The sequence below is a fragment of the Desulfosporosinus sp. Sb-LF genome, from assembly GCF_004766055.1.
In the GTDB taxonomy this organism is placed as follows: Bacteria; Bacillota; Desulfitobacteriia; order Desulfitobacteriales; family Desulfitobacteriaceae; genus Desulfosporosinus.
Map to the genome: position 1 here is coordinate 225331 of NZ_SPQR01000008.1, position 17552 is coordinate 242882.

At 39.4% G+C, this 17552-nt stretch carries 18 protein-coding genes; 12 read left to right on the forward strand and 6 right to left on the reverse strand.

The genetic code is table 11. From position 1 onward, the window contains the following. The first annotated feature begins 74 nt into the window (after nt 1-74). Nucleotides 75-3602 (forward strand): pyruvate:ferredoxin (flavodoxin) oxidoreductase, encoded by a 3528-nt coding sequence (gene nifJ / locus E4K68_RS13900; protein ID WP_135379534.1) that lies wholly within the window; start codon nt 75-77, stop codon nt 3600-3602. Between the two features lie 287 nt (nt 3603-3889). On the opposite strand, the gene E4K68_RS13905 is transcribed toward nifJ, so the two are convergent. Continuing rightward, complete coding sequence (locus tag E4K68_RS13905) at nt 3890-4063, reverse strand: DUF3787 domain-containing protein (RefSeq protein WP_135379535.1); 174 nt, start codon at nt 4061-4063, stop codon at nt 3890-3892. Nucleotides 4064-4246: 183 nt separating this feature from the next. Here E4K68_RS13905 and E4K68_RS13910 point away from each other — a divergent pair, with 183 nt between their 5' ends. Beyond that, on the forward strand, nt 4247-4930 hold the full coding sequence (locus tag E4K68_RS13910; protein WP_135379536.1) for a class I SAM-dependent methyltransferase: 684 nt from the start codon (nt 4247-4249) through the stop codon (nt 4928-4930). A gap of 180 nt (nt 4931-5110) precedes the next feature. After that, on the forward strand, nt 5111-6232 hold the full coding sequence (locus E4K68_RS13915; protein WP_243450377.1) for an MFS transporter: 1122 nt from the start codon (nt 5111-5113) through the stop codon (nt 6230-6232). Between the two features lie 270 nt (nt 6233-6502). On the opposite strand, the gene E4K68_RS13925 is transcribed toward E4K68_RS13915, so the two are convergent. From E4K68_RS13925 to E4K68_RS13935, 3 genes are all read right to left on the reverse strand, one after another. Continuing rightward, nucleotides 6503-6748: a hypothetical protein gene (locus E4K68_RS13925; protein WP_158291425.1), complete on the reverse strand. Its 246-nt coding sequence runs from the start codon at nt 6746-6748 to the stop codon at nt 6503-6505. 83 nt (nt 6749-6831) lie between these two features. Beyond that, complete coding sequence (locus E4K68_RS13930; protein WP_135379539.1) at nt 6832-7143, reverse strand: hypothetical protein; 312 nt, start codon at nt 7141-7143, stop codon at nt 6832-6834. 23 nt (nt 7144-7166) lie between these two features. Then, entirely contained in the window at nt 7167-7436 is a 270-nt protein-coding gene (locus tag E4K68_RS13935) for a hypothetical protein (RefSeq protein WP_135379540.1), read from the reverse strand. A 97-nt stretch (nt 7437-7533) separates the two neighbouring features. Here E4K68_RS13935 and E4K68_RS21120 point away from each other — a divergent pair, with 97 nt between their 5' ends. The 4 genes from E4K68_RS21120 (at nt 7534) to E4K68_RS13950 (ending at nt 9358) form a co-directional block, all read left to right on the forward strand. Beyond that, a complete protein-coding gene (locus E4K68_RS21120) occupies nt 7534-7728 on the forward strand; it encodes a hypothetical protein (protein ID WP_243450372.1) in 195 nt (64 codons plus the stop codon). Then, complete coding sequence (locus E4K68_RS13940) at nt 7700-8068, forward strand: class I SAM-dependent methyltransferase (protein WP_243450373.1); 369 nt, start codon at nt 7700-7702, stop codon at nt 8066-8068. Before E4K68_RS21120 ends, E4K68_RS13940 begins: the two co-directional genes overlap by 29 nt. Nucleotides 8069-8219: 151 nt before the next feature. After that, on the forward strand, nt 8220-8687 hold the full coding sequence (locus tag E4K68_RS13945; RefSeq protein WP_135379541.1) for a hypothetical protein: 468 nt from the start codon (nt 8220-8222) through the stop codon (nt 8685-8687). Nucleotides 8688-8947: 260 nt separating this feature from the next. Further along, entirely contained in the window at nt 8948-9358 is a 411-nt protein-coding gene (locus tag E4K68_RS13950) for a DUF4405 domain-containing protein (protein ID WP_158291426.1), read from the forward strand. A gap of 235 nt (nt 9359-9593) precedes the next feature. Here the strand turns inward: E4K68_RS13950 and E4K68_RS13955 are convergent, their stop codons facing one another. Beyond that, nucleotides 9594-11528 (reverse strand): APC family permease, encoded by a 1935-nt coding sequence (locus E4K68_RS13955; protein WP_135379543.1) that lies wholly within the window; start codon nt 11526-11528, stop codon nt 9594-9596. A 698-nt stretch (nt 11529-12226) separates the two neighbouring features. On the opposite strand from E4K68_RS13955, the gene E4K68_RS13960 reads away from it, so the two are divergent. After that, nucleotides 12227-12703: a DinB family protein gene (locus E4K68_RS13960; protein ID WP_243450374.1), complete on the forward strand. Its 477-nt coding sequence runs from the start codon at nt 12227-12229 to the stop codon at nt 12701-12703. A 290-nt stretch (nt 12704-12993) separates the two neighbouring features. On the opposite strand, the gene E4K68_RS13965 is transcribed toward E4K68_RS13960, so the two are convergent. Beyond that, the gene (locus tag E4K68_RS13965; RefSeq protein WP_135379545.1) at nt 12994-13590 is read right to left on the reverse strand and encodes a phosphatase PAP2 family protein; all 597 of its coding nucleotides are present in this window, start codon (nt 13588-13590) and stop codon (nt 12994-12996) included. Between the two features lie 143 nt (nt 13591-13733). On the opposite strand from E4K68_RS13965, the gene E4K68_RS13970 reads away from it, so the two are divergent. The 4 genes from E4K68_RS13970 to E4K68_RS13985 all read left to right on the forward strand — a co-directional run bounded on the left by E4K68_RS13970 (nt 13734) and on the right by E4K68_RS13985 (nt 17382). Next, nucleotides 13734-15035, forward strand: a complete 1302-nt coding sequence (locus E4K68_RS13970) for a DedA family protein (RefSeq protein WP_243450375.1) — start codon at nt 13734-13736, stop codon at nt 15033-15035. 71 nt (nt 15036-15106) lie between these two features. Next, the gene (locus E4K68_RS13975) at nt 15107-15652 is read left to right on the forward strand and encodes a DUF1003 domain-containing protein (protein WP_135379546.1); all 546 of its coding nucleotides are present in this window, start codon (nt 15107-15109) and stop codon (nt 15650-15652) included. 209 nt (nt 15653-15861) lie between these two features. After that, nucleotides 15862-16455: a signal peptidase I gene (gene lepB / locus E4K68_RS13980; RefSeq protein WP_348982861.1), complete on the forward strand. Its 594-nt coding sequence runs from the start codon at nt 15862-15864 to the stop codon at nt 16453-16455. A 447-nt stretch (nt 16456-16902) separates the two neighbouring features. Next, entirely contained in the window at nt 16903-17382 is a 480-nt protein-coding gene (locus tag E4K68_RS13985; RefSeq protein ID WP_199241771.1) for a hypothetical protein, read from the forward strand. Nucleotides 17383-17552: the final 170 nt, after the last annotated feature.

The window sequence follows — 17552 nt, forward strand, 5'->3', positions numbered from 1 at the left end:
GTATGAGAGTTTTCCAATGACAAATACTAATTTAGGCTTAAGATTTAAAGTTTAAATTAGAGGAGGTTCTTACTGTGGCTAAGAAAATGAAAACAATGGATGGGAACCAAGCCGCAGCAGAAGCATCTTATGCTCTGACTGAGGTTGCAACCATCTTTCCGATCACGCCCTCTTCTCCGATGGCCGAGGGAGTTGACGAATGGGCAGCACATGGCAAAAAGAATTTATTTGATCAAACGGTAAGAGTTGTCGAGATGCAATCCGAGTCTGGCGCTTCAGCGGCATTACACGGATCCCTCCAAGCAGGGGCTTTGACCACAACCTACACGGCTTCCCAAGGTTTACTTCTTATGATTCCAGAGATGTATAAATTGGTTGGAAATCTTGTGCCAGCAGTATTCCATGTCACTGCCAGGGCTTTAGCAACACACGCTTTATCAATTTTTGGGGATCATCAAGATATTAATGCGGCTCGGCAAACTGGGTTTACGATGATTTGCGCGAATAATGTTCAAGAAGCGATGGACTTAGGCTATGTATCGCATCTTGTAGCGATTAAATCACGGGTTCCAGTTATGCATTTTTTTGATGGTTTTAGAACCTCACATGAAGTTCAAAAAATCGAGACAACCAGTTATGACGAAATTGCTAAACTCGTCGACTTTGAAAAGATTCAGGAATTTAGAGACCGGGCATTGAATCCAAACCATCCTGTCCTCAAAGGGACTGCCCAAAATCCAGACATCTATTTCCAAGGACGCGAGGTTTCAAACCCCTTCTTCGAGGCCGTCCCGGATATCGTGGAGGATTACTTCAAAGAGATCAAGAAAATAACCGGACGCGAGTACCATCCCTTTCAGTATTACGGTGACCCCGAGGCCGAGAACATTATCGTAGCCATGGGTTCCGTTTGTAATACCATCGAAGAAACGATCGACTTCATGGCTCAAAGGGGAGAAAAGGTCGGGCTCATTAAAGTACATCTGTATCGTCCTTTCTCCAAAAAATACTTCTTTGATGTTCTGCCTAAATCCGTGAAGAAAATCGCGGTTCTCGATCGAACGAAGGAACCTGGCTCTACGGGAGAACCTCTGTACCTTGATATATTGCAAATCTATAATCATGAAACGTCAAAACCGATGATCGTAGGGGGGCGTTATGGACTAGGTTCCAGAGATACTACTCCCTCGCAGATTCTCGCTACCTACCAAAACTTGAAGAAAGCACAGCCCAAGGATCGATTTACCATTGGCATTATCGACGATGTGAGCCACACTTCCTTACCAATCGAGGAGACCATTGACGCTTCGCCAGAAGGGACAATCCGTTGTAAGTTCTGGGGACTTGGCTCCGATGGTACGGTCGGTGCAAATAAAAGCGCGATCAAGATTATTGGAGATAACACAGACCTTAATGTCCAAGGTTACTTTGAATATGACAGTAAGAAATCAGGTGGAACGACCATTTCACACCTGCGTTTTGGCAAGCAACCAATCAAATCCTCTTATCTGGTGTTTGATGCGGATTATATTGCCTGTCATAATAAGTCCTTTATTTATCACTACGATCTTCTTAAAGGCCTGAAAAAGGGCGGAACCTTTGTTCTCAACTGTCCTTGGCAGGCGAAGGAACTAGAAGATCACCTGCCAGCGTCTCTTAAGCGGAATATTGCTAAAAATAAGATCGATTTCTATATCATTGATGCCATTTCCATTGCCGGGGAAATTGGGCTTGGCGGACGCATCAACATGGTCATGCAATCCGCTTTCTTTAAATTATCCAACGTCATTCCCGTCGAGGAAGCCCTTCAATATTTAAAAGACTCTATCCAGAAAGTCTATGGCAAGAAAGGTTCAAATATTGTAGAGATGAATTATAAGGCTGTCGATCGTGGCATTGAAGCCTTACATAAAGTCGAGGTTCCTGCTTCTTGGGCTGAGGTTCCTGATGAGGATATGCCAATTAAGGATGAGCCGGACTTTGTTAAAAACATTCAACGGCCTATGGCTCGTCATGAAGGAGAAGACCTACCGACCAGTACTTTTGTTGGAGTCGAGGATGGTACTTTCCCGTTAAGCACAACACGGTATGAAAAACGGGGAATTGCAGTTTATGTGCCCGAATGGCAAATCGATAAATGTATTCAATGTAATCAGTGTTCTTATATCTGTCCCCATGCAACGATTCGGCCTTTCCTCTTGGATGATAGCGAGCTTGAGAAAGCTCCGGACACCTTCAAGACTAAGAAACCTATCGGCAAAGGGCTAGAGGGTTACCACTATCGTATTCAAGTTACGCCTCTTGATTGTACTGGTTGTGGAAACTGTGCCGACGTTTGCCCCGCACCTGGTAAAGCAATTATTATGAAACCAGCCGACCATGAGATTGAAATGGAATCAGAAAACTGGGAATATGCTATTAAAAATGTGACTGAAAAACGCGATCTAATGGATGTTAAGAGCTTAAAAGGAAGTCAATTCGCCCAACCATTGCTTGAGTTCACTGGAGCTTGTCCAGGCTGTGGTGAAACACCCTATGCTCGGCTAATTACACAGTTGTATGGTGACCGTATGTTAATTGCTAACGCTACAGGTTGTTCCTCCATCTGGGGTGGCAGTGCACCCTCTATTCCGTATACCGTGAATGCAAAAGGTAAAGGGCCCGCCTGGATGAGTCCACTATTTGAAGATAATGCTGAGTTCGGCTATGGCATATATCTTGGTTCAAAGCAAATTCGAGCTAAACTAGCCGATCTAATGCAACAAGGCTTAGAGAGTTCTATGAGTGAAAATCTCAAAGAAGCCTTCCGGGAATGGCTAGAAAACATGGAAGATGGAGAAGGATCAAAGAGAGCCTCTGCCCGCGTCCTTGAAGCTATGAACAACGAAGATGTCGCCGGCAATCCGATTCTTTGCGAAATCAAGGTGAAGAAAGATTATCTCATTAAACCCTCCGTTTGGATTTTTGGTGGCGATGGCTTTGCTTATGATATTGGTTATAATGGAATAGATCATGTCATCGCGAGTGGGGATGACGTGAATATCCTTGTGATGGATACTGAGGTTTACTCTAATACGGGTGGACAATCCTCAAAGGCAACCCAGACCGCAGCTATCGCTAAATTTGCAGCTGCAGGGAAGAAAGTTCGCAAAAAGGATCTAGGCCTTATTGCCACAACCTACGGCTATGTCTATGTTGCTCAAATTGCCATGGGTGCTAATATGAATCAAACCATTAAAGCGATTGCTGAAGCAGAAAGTTATCCTGGACCGTCGATCATCATTGCTTATGCATCTTGTGTAAACCACGGGATAAAATCCGGCATGGGCACGAGTATCTTAGAACAGAAAAAGGCAGTCGAATCAGGGTATTGGCATCTCTGGAGACATGACCCCCGTCTTAAAGATCAAGGGAAGAACCCTTTTGTACTCGACTCTAAAGAGCCTACTGCTTCCTTCCAAGATTTTATAAAAGGCGAAATTCGTTATTCGTCACTTATGACCGTATTCCCAGATGTCGCGCAAGAAATGTTCGACGTAGCAGAGGGGCACGCTCGAGAAAAATATCAGACCTTAAAGCGTTTTGCGGAAATGCAATATTGATCGTAGTCTAAAAAGGCTATGGTTAGCTACCTGGACTAAAGGTTAAAGGCATGTCGTTGCAAAAATTGACATGCCTTTAACTCTCAAAAGAATTAGAGTTATCTCGACATATTGTAGATACTCTTTCGGAGACAAGTTGATTTGTGCGCCTTTGATTCCTGTAAAATGAACAAGAATGGTTATTTAATCTAAAGATAACGTCTACTAACGAAGGAAAGCTCAAATTAGACACACGACTCCCGCACTATAGTTAGTGTGGGAGTCGTGTGTCTAATTTGAGCTGTTTTTTAGGACAAAGAATTTGTATCCACCCATTCTTTTGCATTTTGCACGGATTCTTCGCTGGGGATAGGAACATTGGATTGGGGTTTAGTACTTTCGATATGCCCTCGCCAAGCTGCCGTATCATGCCTTTCAATAGGGTTTGCTAAGAACTTTTCTTTTGACGTATTTTCAGTCATAACAATACCTCCTTTAAGATTCAGTATTATCATTCCCATTTTTTTGTTCTATAATTTGTTTCTTTACCGATTCGTAACGACAAGTTTTCGTAACATAACCTTAACCCTAATCAATCGTCTATTCAAGATTGAATATCAATTTTATTCTTGGTATTATGAGGAAAAAGTAAAAAGAGGTGCTCTATGGATATTAAATGCAATGATGTCAAAGTGAAATTTAATGAAAACGCAAGTCAATATGATAGCCAAAGAAAAAAACTCATTCCATGCTTCGATGATTTTTATTCAATAGCAATTTCCATTGCCGAAACTGATAATAATAATCCTGATATATTAGATATTGGTGCGGGAACAGGGTTATTGTCTTTTTTTATCTTAGAAAAATTTCCAAATGCTAATGTAACATTAATTGATATATCTGAGAAAATGATAGACGTGGCAAAAGAAAGGTTTAAAGATAAGCCTAACGTTACATATATAATTGACGACTATAGCAACTATAAATTTAATAAGAAGTATGATATTGTAATATCCTCACTTTCAATACACCATTTAACAGGAGACGAGAAAAAACAGTTATATGATAATGTGTATTCATGTTTAAATAGAAATGGTGTCTTTATCAATGCGGACCAAGTAATTGGAGGAACTCCCTTTATTGAATCCTTATACAAAAGGGAATGGAACTATAAAATAGAGAACAGTGGTTTATCAAAAGAAGAGATACTTTCTGCTTATGAAAGGACAAAATTAGACAAAATGTCTCCATTGGAAGATCAGATAAACTGGTTAAAAGACGTTGGTTTCTTGGACGTAGATTGTGTTTATAAATATTACAATTTTATAGTTCTATTCGGAAGGAAATAATTGCAATTGGTAAAGGATCCCTTCATTTAACTAAATCTCATATTATCAAGTCTGTTAGCAGGTATTTATACAGATACTGCTTTATCAAAGAGACATTATTATTAGTTTTGTGGAAGGGACGCGTTTAAATTGATGTACATCGAACCCGGAAGCCCGGCCTATAAGCGGGTTTTAATTTGTATGTTGCTTGGGAGTATAGTCACATATGCCATTATTTACTCGCCACAACCATTAATCAATGTCTTTTCCGAACAATACCATATCTCAGCCTCTACCGCGAGTTTAAGTATTTCCTTTTCAGCTATATCACTGGCATTTGGCGTGCTCATTGTAACCATGCTTTCTAATGCTTGGGGCAGAAAAAGGATCATGAGCATTTCGCTCATTATTACTTCATTACTAGCCATTCTGTCTTACTTAAGTTACAACTTTAAATTATTTCTTCTGATTCGATTGTTAGAAGGTCTTAGTGCAGCCGGTTTCCCAGCAACAGCGATTGCCTATCTTAACGAAGAGATATCTCCAAGTTCGACAGGCTCCGCAATCGGTGTATACGTAGCTGGCACAGCGATAGGTGCTTTTTTCGGGCGGGTAATTATCGGTGCTTTAACGGATATTGTATCCTGGGAATTTGCCTTTTTAATCCTTGGGATAATCAGTTTAGTATGCGGTATCTGGTTCTGGCGAACCTTACCAGATTCGAAGCATTTTCAAGAAGTGCCAATATCATTTAGCAATTGGATATTGCGTTTTAGGAACGTTCTGAAAAAAAAGTTAATCCTTCTATATATTATCGCTTTTCTGCTCATGGGCATTTATGTTGCTATGTTTAATTATATTGGTTACCCGCTGACACAGACACCCTATAATTTAAGTCAAACGATCCTAGGGTTCTTATATGTCATAAATCTAATGGGGACCGTAAGTTCCATGTATTTTGGTAAATTGTCGACCCGGTATCCCCGTGCAAACTTAATCCTTATTGCTGCTGCTCTTTTATTAGCTGGTACTCTGCTAACATTGAACGGCAATCTTTATGTCAAAATCTTTGCCCTTGCGGTTTTCGTCTTCGGATTCTTTGCTGGTCATACTGTTACAAACGGATGGGTAGGCGTGGTAGCACCTTCAGGGAAAAAAGCTGAAGCTGCTTCCCTATATTTACTGTTCTTTTACATTGGTTCCGGTATCATTGGTTGGGGCGGTGGTTTCTTTTGGACTCACTTGGGTTGGGGTGGATTCATCTGCATGCTTTGTATTCTTATAGTCCTGTGTGCTTTTTTAGCATTTTTAGTTAAACATTAAACTATCGTAACCCTTACCCAAGTAACTTTGTCCCATGGGCAATGAATTACCATTATATAGATCATAAAATGCACTGGAGGTATCGATCGTTTCTTGAACGTAATAGCCTTTAAAGGGGTCTAGAGATATCGGAATACAGCGATCTTCTTAATAAAGCACTCGAAGGTGCTTCAAAGGGTTCAAAGACAGAACTCATTCATCTTTACGACCTTAATATAAGATCAGCAAAGTAAAAAGCATCTGTAGTTGAAGCTTTTTACTTTGCTTGTTTTAGTCATTATTCATATATTCAAATTCCGGTTGAGTCTGAATATAATAACCACCGCGAACCTCAGCAGCCCAGTTTTGCAAGATTTCTTTCCACCTGGACACTGTCAAAGAAAGCATCAATAGGGTTCGAACTTCGGAATCCCAGGTCAAGATAGTAAACGGGGCTATGCCAAACGCATATATTCCCTCTTGTCTGACACCTTTTTCGAAGATAAGAATGAGCGGAAGCCCATACTGAAAAGTCATAGCGGGCTCTATTTGAGAAAAAGATGAGCCAACCCAAAACTTCTCAGGTTTAACTGGACCAGATAGGTTTGATCCAATCACTTCTACCTGTTTAAACGTAAATTGGCTGCCACTAGGTCGTAACTCGATAATATCATTCTACGAACATTTGTTAAAATTGATTCAGGATAGGCTTCTGTTCTGGGTAATGTGCGAGGAAATAATAGTTCGCGTTGGATTTCACGAATCAAGCGAATCATAAACTGTTTCTGCAAGGCATTAAGACTTTGGAAATTGGGATGGCTCAAAAAAACGGGGATTCTAAATAATCGAATCCCTGTAATCTGTACTTCTGGTGGTATTTCAAAACTCTCTTCAGACTCTAAGATTTCATAAGTTCGTTTAAATTCTTCCACTTGTCCAAACTCGTTACTTCTAGCTAAAAGTGTATACGGAGTAAATCCAAGACTGGGTCAATGGGATTAATAATTGTAACGTTTTCAGACCCCGCAAACAATAGGCCAACTGCCCAATTAAACTCATTTAGAACCAAAGATCCGCTATCCCCAGGTTCGTCAAAATTATCTGTGAGGATCTGGTCTTTGAACTTTAAGATTCTTCCATCGTAATCCACATCGATTATGACATTTACGGCAATAATCCGGGCATGTGTCAAACCAGTTGTTCGCCCGGATTTTTTGACCTGCATTCCTAGTTTGGGAAGGGTTTTTCCTTTAACAGTACCGATTTCTAGTATATTGGGATCAACTAAACTGGATTTGTATAATCTCAGGAGGGGGTTAGATATGAGTAGTAAAGAGTATTTTGACACAGTTGCTTCAGTGTGGGATAACCTTAGAAAAGATTTCTTCTCCGAAACGGTTCGAGAGAAGGCTTACCAAGTAGCAGGAGTCGAATTAGGCAAGACTGCTGCTGATATTGGGGCAGGGACTGTTTGCCCTAAGAGAAAATGTGGATTTCCGATTGGGCCACGCCGATAAATTACCAATTGCAGACGAGAGCGTAGACTATGTTTTTGCAAACATGTTTTTACACCATGTCGAGATTCCATTAAGAGCGATAGAAGAAATGACTAGAGTTTTGAAACCGAAGGGAAAGTTACTGCTAACCGACTTAGATGTACATGAATATGAGTTCCTACGGGTTGAGCAACACGACCGCTGGTTAGGGTTTGAAAGGAATTATATTAAAGATTGTTTCTCCAAAGCCGGGTTACACAACATTTTGATAGACTGCATAGGTACAAATTGTTGCGCTAAATCAAGTTGTGGTGATAATAATGCTAGCGTCAGTGTTTTCGTTGCTGTTGGCACTAAGTAGAGTGTAGATGTCCCATGCATCTAGACAAGATAAATCTGCAAAACATTGGATGCATATGACAGGTTCGGATTATTTCAAAATATTAGGAGGATATCAAGGGGGGATGTGGAAATGTTAAGTGAGTTAAGGATTATGGAAAGAGGAAATTAGTGTGAAAAATTCATTGAAAGAGAAACCATTTACCTGTAAACTTCTTATTTTTATGCATATTCTATTGGGAATTGGAGCCGTTTTTGGTGGAGTGGTGCTGGTAATTGATCCCAGTGGGGGACTGTTAAAAATGCCAATTACCATACTTGAGAATTCACCATTTAATAACTTCTTAATACCCGGGATCATACTCCTTGCAATATTAGGAATAATTCCTTTAATTACTTCATACGCACTTATTACAAAACGGTATTGGAAAGCAGCAGATAGTTTAAACATATTCACTGAAATGCATTGGTCGTGGGCATACTCGTTTTATATAGGATTTGCATTAATCATTTGGATTACGGTAGAGTGCTATTTTGTTAAACAAATAATATTAATCCATGTCGTATACATTTTTATAGGATTAATCATACAAGCTCTCAGTGTGCTACCTTCTGTACAAAAGTATTATCGGGTGCGATAACCAGTAATCAAATCATGAGTACTATAACCATTAATAGTTAAAAGTTGATTAAGTAAAAAGACAGAAAAGGTGGATGTTAATCATCCGCCTTTTACATATATCACATCTATAATAGAAGCACTTTTCCTCGGTGGGTTTCAGCATACTTTCAGCTTATCTTCAGGGCTAATTCAGTTCGTCAAATTATAATAGAAAAAGTAAGAAGCGACAAACATCACAGGTTGCTATAAGCACAAATCATTCTTAAGGAGGAGCGAAAGTTGATCTCTAATGCCGAAAAAAATTACTACATTAATGTTCCCTTGACCATTATAGGATTTGCTTGTTTGATTAGTGGTTTTCTGATTGGGGACAAATCATTATCCTTCGGGGGAATAAACATGAGGAGCCTTCATGTTTGGACAGGGTACATCATGACGGGTTTAATTGTGTTACATCTTGTAATGCATGTTAAATGGATTAAAAACATTACTTTAGGCATTTTCCAAAATAGGCTCAAGGTAATCTCACTAGCAACTATGGTTCTAATTTCTTTGGGTATCTGTTATGCTACGGGCATAATCGGTCCAAAAGGAAATGAACAAGGACATTTCCCAAGAGAACAAAATCAACGTATGGATCAATTCAATCAGGATGGAACAAATCTCAATAACACAAATAGCACCCAATAACGCGCGCATTAACTTAATCCTAAATTTACTGGTAAAAGAAAACAGTCCTACTACGTTAAATACCAATAGCGTCGAAAACTCCTCCAACTCTTAACCGTCTGCAGGTTATTTTAGAGTTGGAGGAGTTTTATTACGTAAAGAAGCGAGTGATCTTCACCTAGCTAGGGGCGATATGATAGGAATTGATTTTCCATGATAATAAGGCTTCGGGATGAAATTCTAGGATTTGAACTCGTTAGTTTTTGGGATTAAGGTTTGAGTTTTTCGGTATGGGATGGTAAGGAACACTTGTAACAAGAATACTTTTACGGAAAAGCAGCATAAGCTTCATCAATTGGCCTGTCTGATTATGTAGAATATTTTGCCACAGTTTTTCCGGTACATATTCCGGGATAGCTATTGTTATTGTGTCAAAATCACAGTCCTTTTCAATGTTATCTACATAATCCAATAGATCATGGACTGTAGCCCGATAAGGAGACTCTACAATTTCTAAAGGGATTTCCATATGCTGTTCCGCCCAATGTTTTATGAGCTTTGTTGCTCGGTTTGGGTCTGAAGCAATATGAACAGCTGTGACTTGTGGAGTTAACGCATACGCATATTTTAAAGTTTTTAAAACAATTAAGTTCAAATCGTAAACTGGAACAATAATTTTATTACGATAACTTGATATTTCAATTTTTGACCTTCTTCGATCTATTTTCTTCACATGGTTATGAAAATCATCCGAGGCTTCCTGCGTAATCTCTAAATTTTGGATCTCCTCCTGATAAACATAATGAATAACCCGGAACATCAAAACGAGGAGAGGCATAATGAGGAGTATAATCCAAGCTCCCTGTTTGAACTTGGTTGTAATAAAGACGAGTAAAACCAGGAATGAAACGATCCCCCCAAAACTAAATATAACAAAATCGGACTGCCACTTTACTCCTCTTTCCTTCCAAGTATGCTTAGCAAGCCCTGCGCCAGTTAAGGTAAACGAAATAAACACACCAATTGCGTAAAGAGGAAGCATCATATGGGTATCTCCGTGAAACACAATAATGAGTAGACTGGAAACGAGGAACAAGGTCCAAATTCCAACACTATAAACTAAACGATCCCCTAAGTTCTTGAAATATCTCGGAGTGTATCCATCCCGCGCCATTAAGCTTAATAAGATGGGTAACCCGGCATATGGGGTACTTGAAGCAATGACAAGAATCGCCGCGGCGGTCCCCATCAGGACAAAATAGGGAATAGTTTTTCCAAAGATTATTAACCCTAACTGATTAAGGATGGTATTACCTTCAGATGGGACAAGGTGGTAAGCACCCGCTAAATACGTCAACCCTATCAGCCCAAGAGATACAATAATAGCTAAAATTAACAAGGTTTTAATAGCCTTCTTTTGGGCCGGGTTCTTGAACGCAGTAACCCCATTACTCACCGCTTCAAACCCTGTCAAAGCCGTTGTTCCCCCTGCGAACGCCCGAGCTAAGATAAACCAGGTCATTCCACCGACAGAGGATGATGCAAGTTTCCCTGTTGCTACCGCCGTTGGAGTAACTCCATGGACCAAAATCTCAACTAAGCCAGTTCCGATCAAAAGCGCTAACGTTGCAATATAAAGATACACTGGAATTGAAAATAAGCGGGCTGATTCTTTTAGACCACGTAAATTAATCCATGCCATGAACATAATGACTAAACAATCTGCTAAAACTTTGTGTCCAGGCGGAGCTAACCAGGAGATAATTCCCGTTAAGTTTTCGATTGCTGAGCTAACACTGACCGCTACTGTCAAAATATAGTCAAGCGTCAGGCTCGCACCGGCGATAAGACCAAAGTTCTCGCCGAGGTAAGCTTTAGCGATGGTGTAAGATCCCCCGCCTTCGGGGTATTTTTGAATCGCCTTCCGGTAAACAAGGAAAATACTGATCACCAGCATCACAATTAAAAGTGAAATCTTCAGAATGTATGCATATCCCAGCGTTCCAGCCAGAAGCAGAACATACAAGATCTCGTCTGGGGCATACCCCTCAGACGAAATAATGTCTGAACCAAAAACAGGAACCCCTCCGCCAACGCCGACTTTTGACTCCTCAGTATTCTGTGTCGATAGAGGATGGCCAAAAATAAGAGCGCGGATTCTCAGGGAGAACAGTTTGTTAATATTGGACATAAGAAGCTGACTCCTCCTTCTCTTAACAAGATTTATGGACTGTTTACTATGATGACGCTAAGATCTTATCAGCAATTTAGCTTTCTAATTGAGACAAACGTAACGTAATTCATCCTTAAACCGCGTTAGTTAAATCATTCCCATTTTGCATTAGATATTTGCGTCTAAATTAGTAAAACTTAATCAGATGCAGGAAATAATATCGGGCAAACTATCCGCATTCTTGCTAAAGGGGGCCGTATCAAACTTGTTCAAAGTTTGTTAAAGCCCCTTTTCATTTGCGGATATACTCAATATTTTTTTGCAAATTACTAAAAAGCACCGTTCTTAGTCACCTGAAGGGGGAGAAGTGCTGATGAAATTCATAAGATATTTCCGTCTTAGGATTATCTGAAACGTAAAGATTCCCTCACGTTATGCACAGCTGGTCGACTCCCCATGTAAATGATTTACCAGAATATGTAGTTCTATTAAATAGTCTTAACCTTGTTCGAGACACATGTTGATTCTTTCATGCCAATCGGTGCAAAATGGTACCCACTCCTCACGAAATGGCAAGCTAACAGTCAATGTACTCGTTGTTAACAACACTTCGGCCGCCGACTGTGTGAAGTCAGACGTACTTGAATTTCAGTTTTAGAAGAGCAACTTTATAATTTGGCGACTGCATAAAATTTGTATATAATAATCATGGAGGTGTGATTGCTTTGAGGAGATTTTTATTTAACCAACTTAAGGTTATACGTAGTAACACTATTAATACAGTAAAAGAACTCGGTGAAAACCAAGCGGATTTAGTACCTGAAGGATTCAACAATAACATTCGATGGAATCTCGGTCATGTTTATCTATCACAAGAACGATTTGCTTTTAACTTCGCACAAGAGCCAATGGTAGTCCCAAACGGATTTACAGAGTTATTTGGACGTGACTCAAAACCCTCTGAGTGGAAAGTACAACCACCAACATTACCTGTACTAATTCAATTATTGGAAGATCAAACAAACCGGATCGAAGAAAAATTAAGCAATCGTCTAGACGAAGTCGTTGCAAACCCACTCACTATGCCTTCTGGGTTAACCCTAAAGACGATTGGCGAATATCTTATATTTTCCATGTATCATGAAGGTATGCATGTTCAAACAATTAATATGTTGAAGAGATTTAGTGCATAAGGTAAGGGTCTTCGCGGGTTAACGTGAAGACCCTTATAAATAAAGGATTCATTTCATTCTCCTTGGCCGTTTTAACTAGGGCCTTGCAAATCTGTCGTTTTTCCAACCATTCTAACAGCAACAATTAACGTCTCAGATACCCCGAGTTGGCCTTGATTAAGTTGCTCGATTGGGTGTTTTTAATGAGGTGAGAGTACTAGCTTCGATACTGCTTTGAAAGCCTAAGAACCCTCACCAACGTCAAGAAATGGGCCGATTGTAAATCATTAAAAATAAAGGTAATTATGAACTTAATGCAAGTCCCCTTTAGCAAACTTTCCATAATGTAATATCCGTAGAACTAAATTTGTTAAAGGTTTAAATATAGGATTAATTCGCCATATAACTCTAGAACTAACAAAACCTATTAGTACACTTGCAAGAATATCTGTTGGCCAATGTACACCAGCGTAAACACGAGCAATCGCAACAAGGATGGCTAATAGTGTAAAACTCCATCTCACCCAAATATGGGCTTTATTCCAAGACGCAGCTGCAAAACCGAAACTGCCTGAAGTGTGGTCACTAGGAAATGAGGCATCAACCGAATGGGGGATAAGCTGTGTAAAGGTACCTTTTGGAAGTGTAACAAAAGGGCGTGGCCGAAACCAAATATTAGAAATAACGAGATTAATAATAAGTGCTAGAATACCAGACAATCCCATGATGACTAGAGCATGACGGCGATCAGTATCCGGTTTGGGTAGGGTAAACAAGGCAATTATAAATAGTAAGGCATAGATTTCTAGGGCATATTGAGCTAAAAATGACATAATAAGGTCTAAACTGTGGAAATGTCCTGCCCATTGATTAAGGGCATGGTAACCCAAAAGATCGAATGAATTCACTTTTCTGATACTCCTTTAGTTGTTATAATGAACTACATTAAAAATTGAATTGTTAAAATATGAGTGCTTGAGAATGTTTTTGGAAAAACTACCTTAAACTCAAATCGGACAATATAGAAAACGTCTTAAGGTTAACGTTAACTATGGTGAAAGGAGTAACCATGACTTCTCAGCTTATTTTCCACTATATTACGCAATATGGATATGTTGGATTATATTTAATTGTGGGCATTTCCATTTTAGGGCTTCCTGTTCCTGATGAATTGCTAATGACTTTTGTTGGTTTTCTTACATATACAGGTCAGTTAAATAATGTTTTGGCTATTCTATTTGCTGCTATGGGTTGTTGTACAGCTGTCACAATCGAATACTTATTGGGAACATTTTTCCAACAGAAAGTCTTGGCGCTTCTAAAAAAGCATACAGGAAGCTCAAGGATAGAAAAAGTATTGAACTGGTATCATCAGCATGGTGGGAAGCTTCTAACTGCAGGATACTTTATTCCTGGAGTACGTCATGTCTCAGGTTTCGTTGCAGGTATGAGTAGAATGAGTTACCGGAAGTTTGCAACCTTTGCCTACCTGGGAGCATTTTTATGGACAACCTTGTTTATAACTCTTGGTAGACTCCTTGGAAGTCGATGGGAAACACTATTGCCGATCATACATCGGTATTCTCGCATTTTGGGTATCACTGCAATAGTATTCTTTTTTACGTTCTTCCTTGTCTATAAGGATCATGAACGTTTAATTCTATGGTTGCAAAACCAACTTTTGATACTGGCAAACCGTTATCAGTCACTTGGTAAAAGGCGTGTCATTGTGCTGGTAGGAGGTATCACCTTTATAACACTTTTTCTCATATTGATGGGATTGATTCAGGATCTTGTTTTCCATGAAGTTGGCGAGTTTGATAACTTCGTAGTATCTTTGCTGGAAGCTACTTCAATGTCTTCGGTAATTAACTTGATGCGAATGGTTAATGCATTTGGTACTCATATGATATTAATGCTATGGTTTCTTTTAGTAGTGTTTGTAATAAGAGTCAGGACTAAACTATGGACGCATGTGCTTCCTCTGGCAATGGCATGGGGAGGAGGTACGGTTATTGACTATCTTTTTAGGTTTTTCTTTCGTGGTGAAAATGTAAACGTTTTTGAAAACCTTTCACCATTTCAAGCACCAAGCTCTGGATTCTTAATTGCCGCCTTATCTTTTTATGCTATCTTAGGATACTTTATTGGGCGAAACCAATCAAGGTCTATTCAAGTATTTATAATAATTAGCGAATTTGCCTTAATGTTTCTCTTAGCAATTAGCCCCATTTATCTTCGTATACATGCGCCTAGTGCCATGGTCACAAGCTTGACAGTGAGTGGGCTATGGTTTTTAGTGTGCGTATTTACTTATGAGTTTTGCATTTATAAGAAAAGAGATATGCTATAATGAACGGTTAATTATCATTGGGAGTTTGATATATATCCTCTAATGTAAAATTGTTTATAGGAGTGTGACATGTGAAAGATCCAAAAAGTGAACAAGATCAAGAAGTAAACAAGAACTCGGTCCCAACTATTAGCGATGCTCATGCCGATCGCATTGATCGACTCGTCGATGAATATAAAAGTCATATTCTAACACAACTAAACGCTCGAGAATATCGTGAGACGACCCGTTCAGACCATTTAGCTGACAAGGTAGCTCTTTTTGCTGGCAGTTGGAAGTTCATTATCATTTTTACATCATTCCTCACATTTTGGATGGTCTGGAACACGCTTTCATTTACAAGCGCACTTCATTTTGATGTTGCACCCTTCATTCTTCTGAATCTTATTCTTTCGTTCACTGCTGCATTTCAAGCTCCCTTTATTATCATGAGTCAAAACCGACAAGCCATACGAGACAAACATGAAGCTGTCGTTGACTTTTCCATTAACTACAAAGCAGAGTTGGAAATTGACGATCTGCAAAAGCATCTTCACCATCTTGAACTTCAGGTTGCAGACATTCATCACATGCTTCATAAGGTTCACAGTAAACAAACAGAGAAGGAGAACCCTTGAAAAAAGCAAGAAATTGCTCTCAATAAGATTCTTGAATCCTAATGGAAGTAAGTGATCGGCCTTTTTGTTTTATCTTGGAATATTTACGTTAAGTTTTACTGTTGATATTTTTGCCATTAATGATCTTGATAACTACTTGATAGGTTGCTCACATTTTCATAATAATTTAAGAGTAGTGTAGTTGGTATTACAATATCAGGTTTCCGAAAATGGCAGAAGCTGAAGTAATTCTTTGGAGCAAATATGACAAAAAGGTCGTGAATGGAATGGATAGTGCACGAAGCACAAAGAAACTTCTATTTGAAACACTAGGAATTATAATATTCTCAATCACCCTATCCTGGGGATTGCGAAGCTCCGTTGTTGAAGCAATAACTGTTCCGACCGGGTCGATGTTACCAACAATCCAGTTGCAGGACAGGTTAGTAGTCGACAAATTATATTATAAGTTGTCGGAAATTAAAAGAGGGGACATAATCGTCTTTCATCCACTAACAAATGTTGATTCGAGTGGTGACCTTTGGATCAAAAGGATTATTGGTCTGCCAGGTGACAAAGTGGAGATTAAAGATGGTAAGGTTTTTATTAATGACAATGCATTAATAGAATCCTACGAAATGACGCAACCTGATTATACTTATGGTCCAGTGGTGATTCCAAAAGACTCGTATTTTGTACTAGGTGATAATCGTAACAATAGTCTAGATAGTCATTATTGGGGCGTATTACCAGCAAAAAATGTTGAGGGAAGAGCCTTATTTAGATACTGGCCACTTAAGCATTTTGGATTGCTGGCAAAATAGGTACAACAGAGTTTTTCTAATGAAGGATTTTAACGTCGAATATGGCAAATCGCAACTTTTTGAGATGGTGTACATATTAAACAATTGCATAGTATTGAAAGATCACTTTTGCCTTTAAAGGACTTATTGACGAATTATTGCAGGTATTCCGCCATGAGATTAGCCATATTTGGAGCTATCTCATGGTGGGCGCTGTCATCGTTATTGTGGGTCCAAGTAGGTAAAGAAACCTCTCGTCCTCATCGGAAACGGTGAGGGCATTTTTCGCTCCTCATATTTTCCATTATAAGCTTGACATATTCTCCATACAAAGGTCACGGAATGGTAACAGGTTTATACTATTATAAGAAAACAACAGATGATGATTACTCGCTAGTTAAGTAGCTTGGGAATTATCCATACCTGTTTTGCCTTAAATTATTTATGTCAAAAGGAGCTAAAATTTTAATGAGATTTAAGAGAGACGACGCGTTGAAGAAATCCAAGCGTCCTGCTGGTTCTATCGTATTGTATGTTGCCGCTATCGTTGTGACGATCATTGGGGTCGCTTTTTTGGTGACAAATATTGTGCTGTTCCAAAAAAGCTTGGCTCAATACGTTGCACAAGGGTATGCCGCAGCTGACGTCGCTAGCCAATTAATACCTAGCCAATTGTTACCGGGAATTTATGAACCTATCGGTGTCTATGGCGGTATCGCTCTCATTTTGTTTGGAGCCGGTGTGATCAATCAGAAGATTTCAAAAAGCCTAAAAATGTTGGAGGACCTTAGGGTAGAAGGTGCTGAACTCGATGCCGATGAGATTGATATCGAGGCTTCTGATGTTGATGGGTTAGAACCTAATGGTCTTAAGAGTGGTGAGTTAGGATCGAGTGAGTTTGAGACGGGTAAGATCGGAACGGACGAGGTCCAAGCCGTCGAGATTTAGCTTATGTTATAAGAGCCAAGGCAGTGAGTATAAGATTGTCGTGGCATCCTTAACGATGCGCAACACGTAATGTTGCAGAGAAATCTTCTCTACACTTGTGTCACTAAGGTTAAGAGAGTTTTTGTTCTAGTGGGTATAAAGAAAGCAGTTAGTATGGCAGTTCGCAATAA

Bases quoted from the DNA above. Each gene is read 5' to 3' on its own strand.
- E4K68_RS13905 (WP_135379535.1), bottom strand. From the start codon at position 4,063: ATGACTGAAAATACGTCAAAAGAAAAGTTCTTAGCAAACCCTATTGAA.
- E4K68_RS13910 (WP_135379536.1), top strand. From the start codon at position 4,247: ATGGATATTAAATGCAATGATGTCAAAGTGAAATTTAATGAAAACGCA.
- E4K68_RS13915 (WP_243450377.1), top strand. From the start codon at position 5,111: ATGTTGCTTGGGAGTATAGTCACATATGCCATTATTTACTCGCCACAA.
- E4K68_RS13925 (WP_158291425.1), bottom strand. From the start codon at position 6,748: ATGACTTTTCAGTATGGGCTTCCGCTCATTCTTATCTTCGAAAAAGGT.
- E4K68_RS13935 (WP_135379540.1), bottom strand. From the start codon at position 7,436: ATGCAGGTCAAAAAATCCGGGCGAACAACTGGTTTGACACATGCCCGG.
- E4K68_RS21120 (WP_243450372.1), top strand. From the start codon at position 7,534: ATGAGTAGTAAAGAGTATTTTGACACAGTTGCTTCAGTGTGGGATAAC.
- E4K68_RS13955 (WP_135379543.1), bottom strand. From the start codon at position 11,528: ATGTCCAATATTAACAAACTGTTCTCCCTGAGAATCCGCGCTCTTATT.
- E4K68_RS13970 (WP_243450375.1), top strand. From the start codon at position 13,734: ATGGTGAAAGGAGTAACCATGACTTCTCAGCTTATTTTCCACTATATT.
- lepB (WP_348982861.1), top strand. From the start codon at position 15,862: ATGGCAGAAGCTGAAGTAATTCTTTGGAGCAAATATGACAAAAAGGTC.
- E4K68_RS13985 (WP_199241771.1), top strand. From the start codon at position 16,903: ATGAGATTTAAGAGAGACGACGCGTTGAAGAAATCCAAGCGTCCTGCT.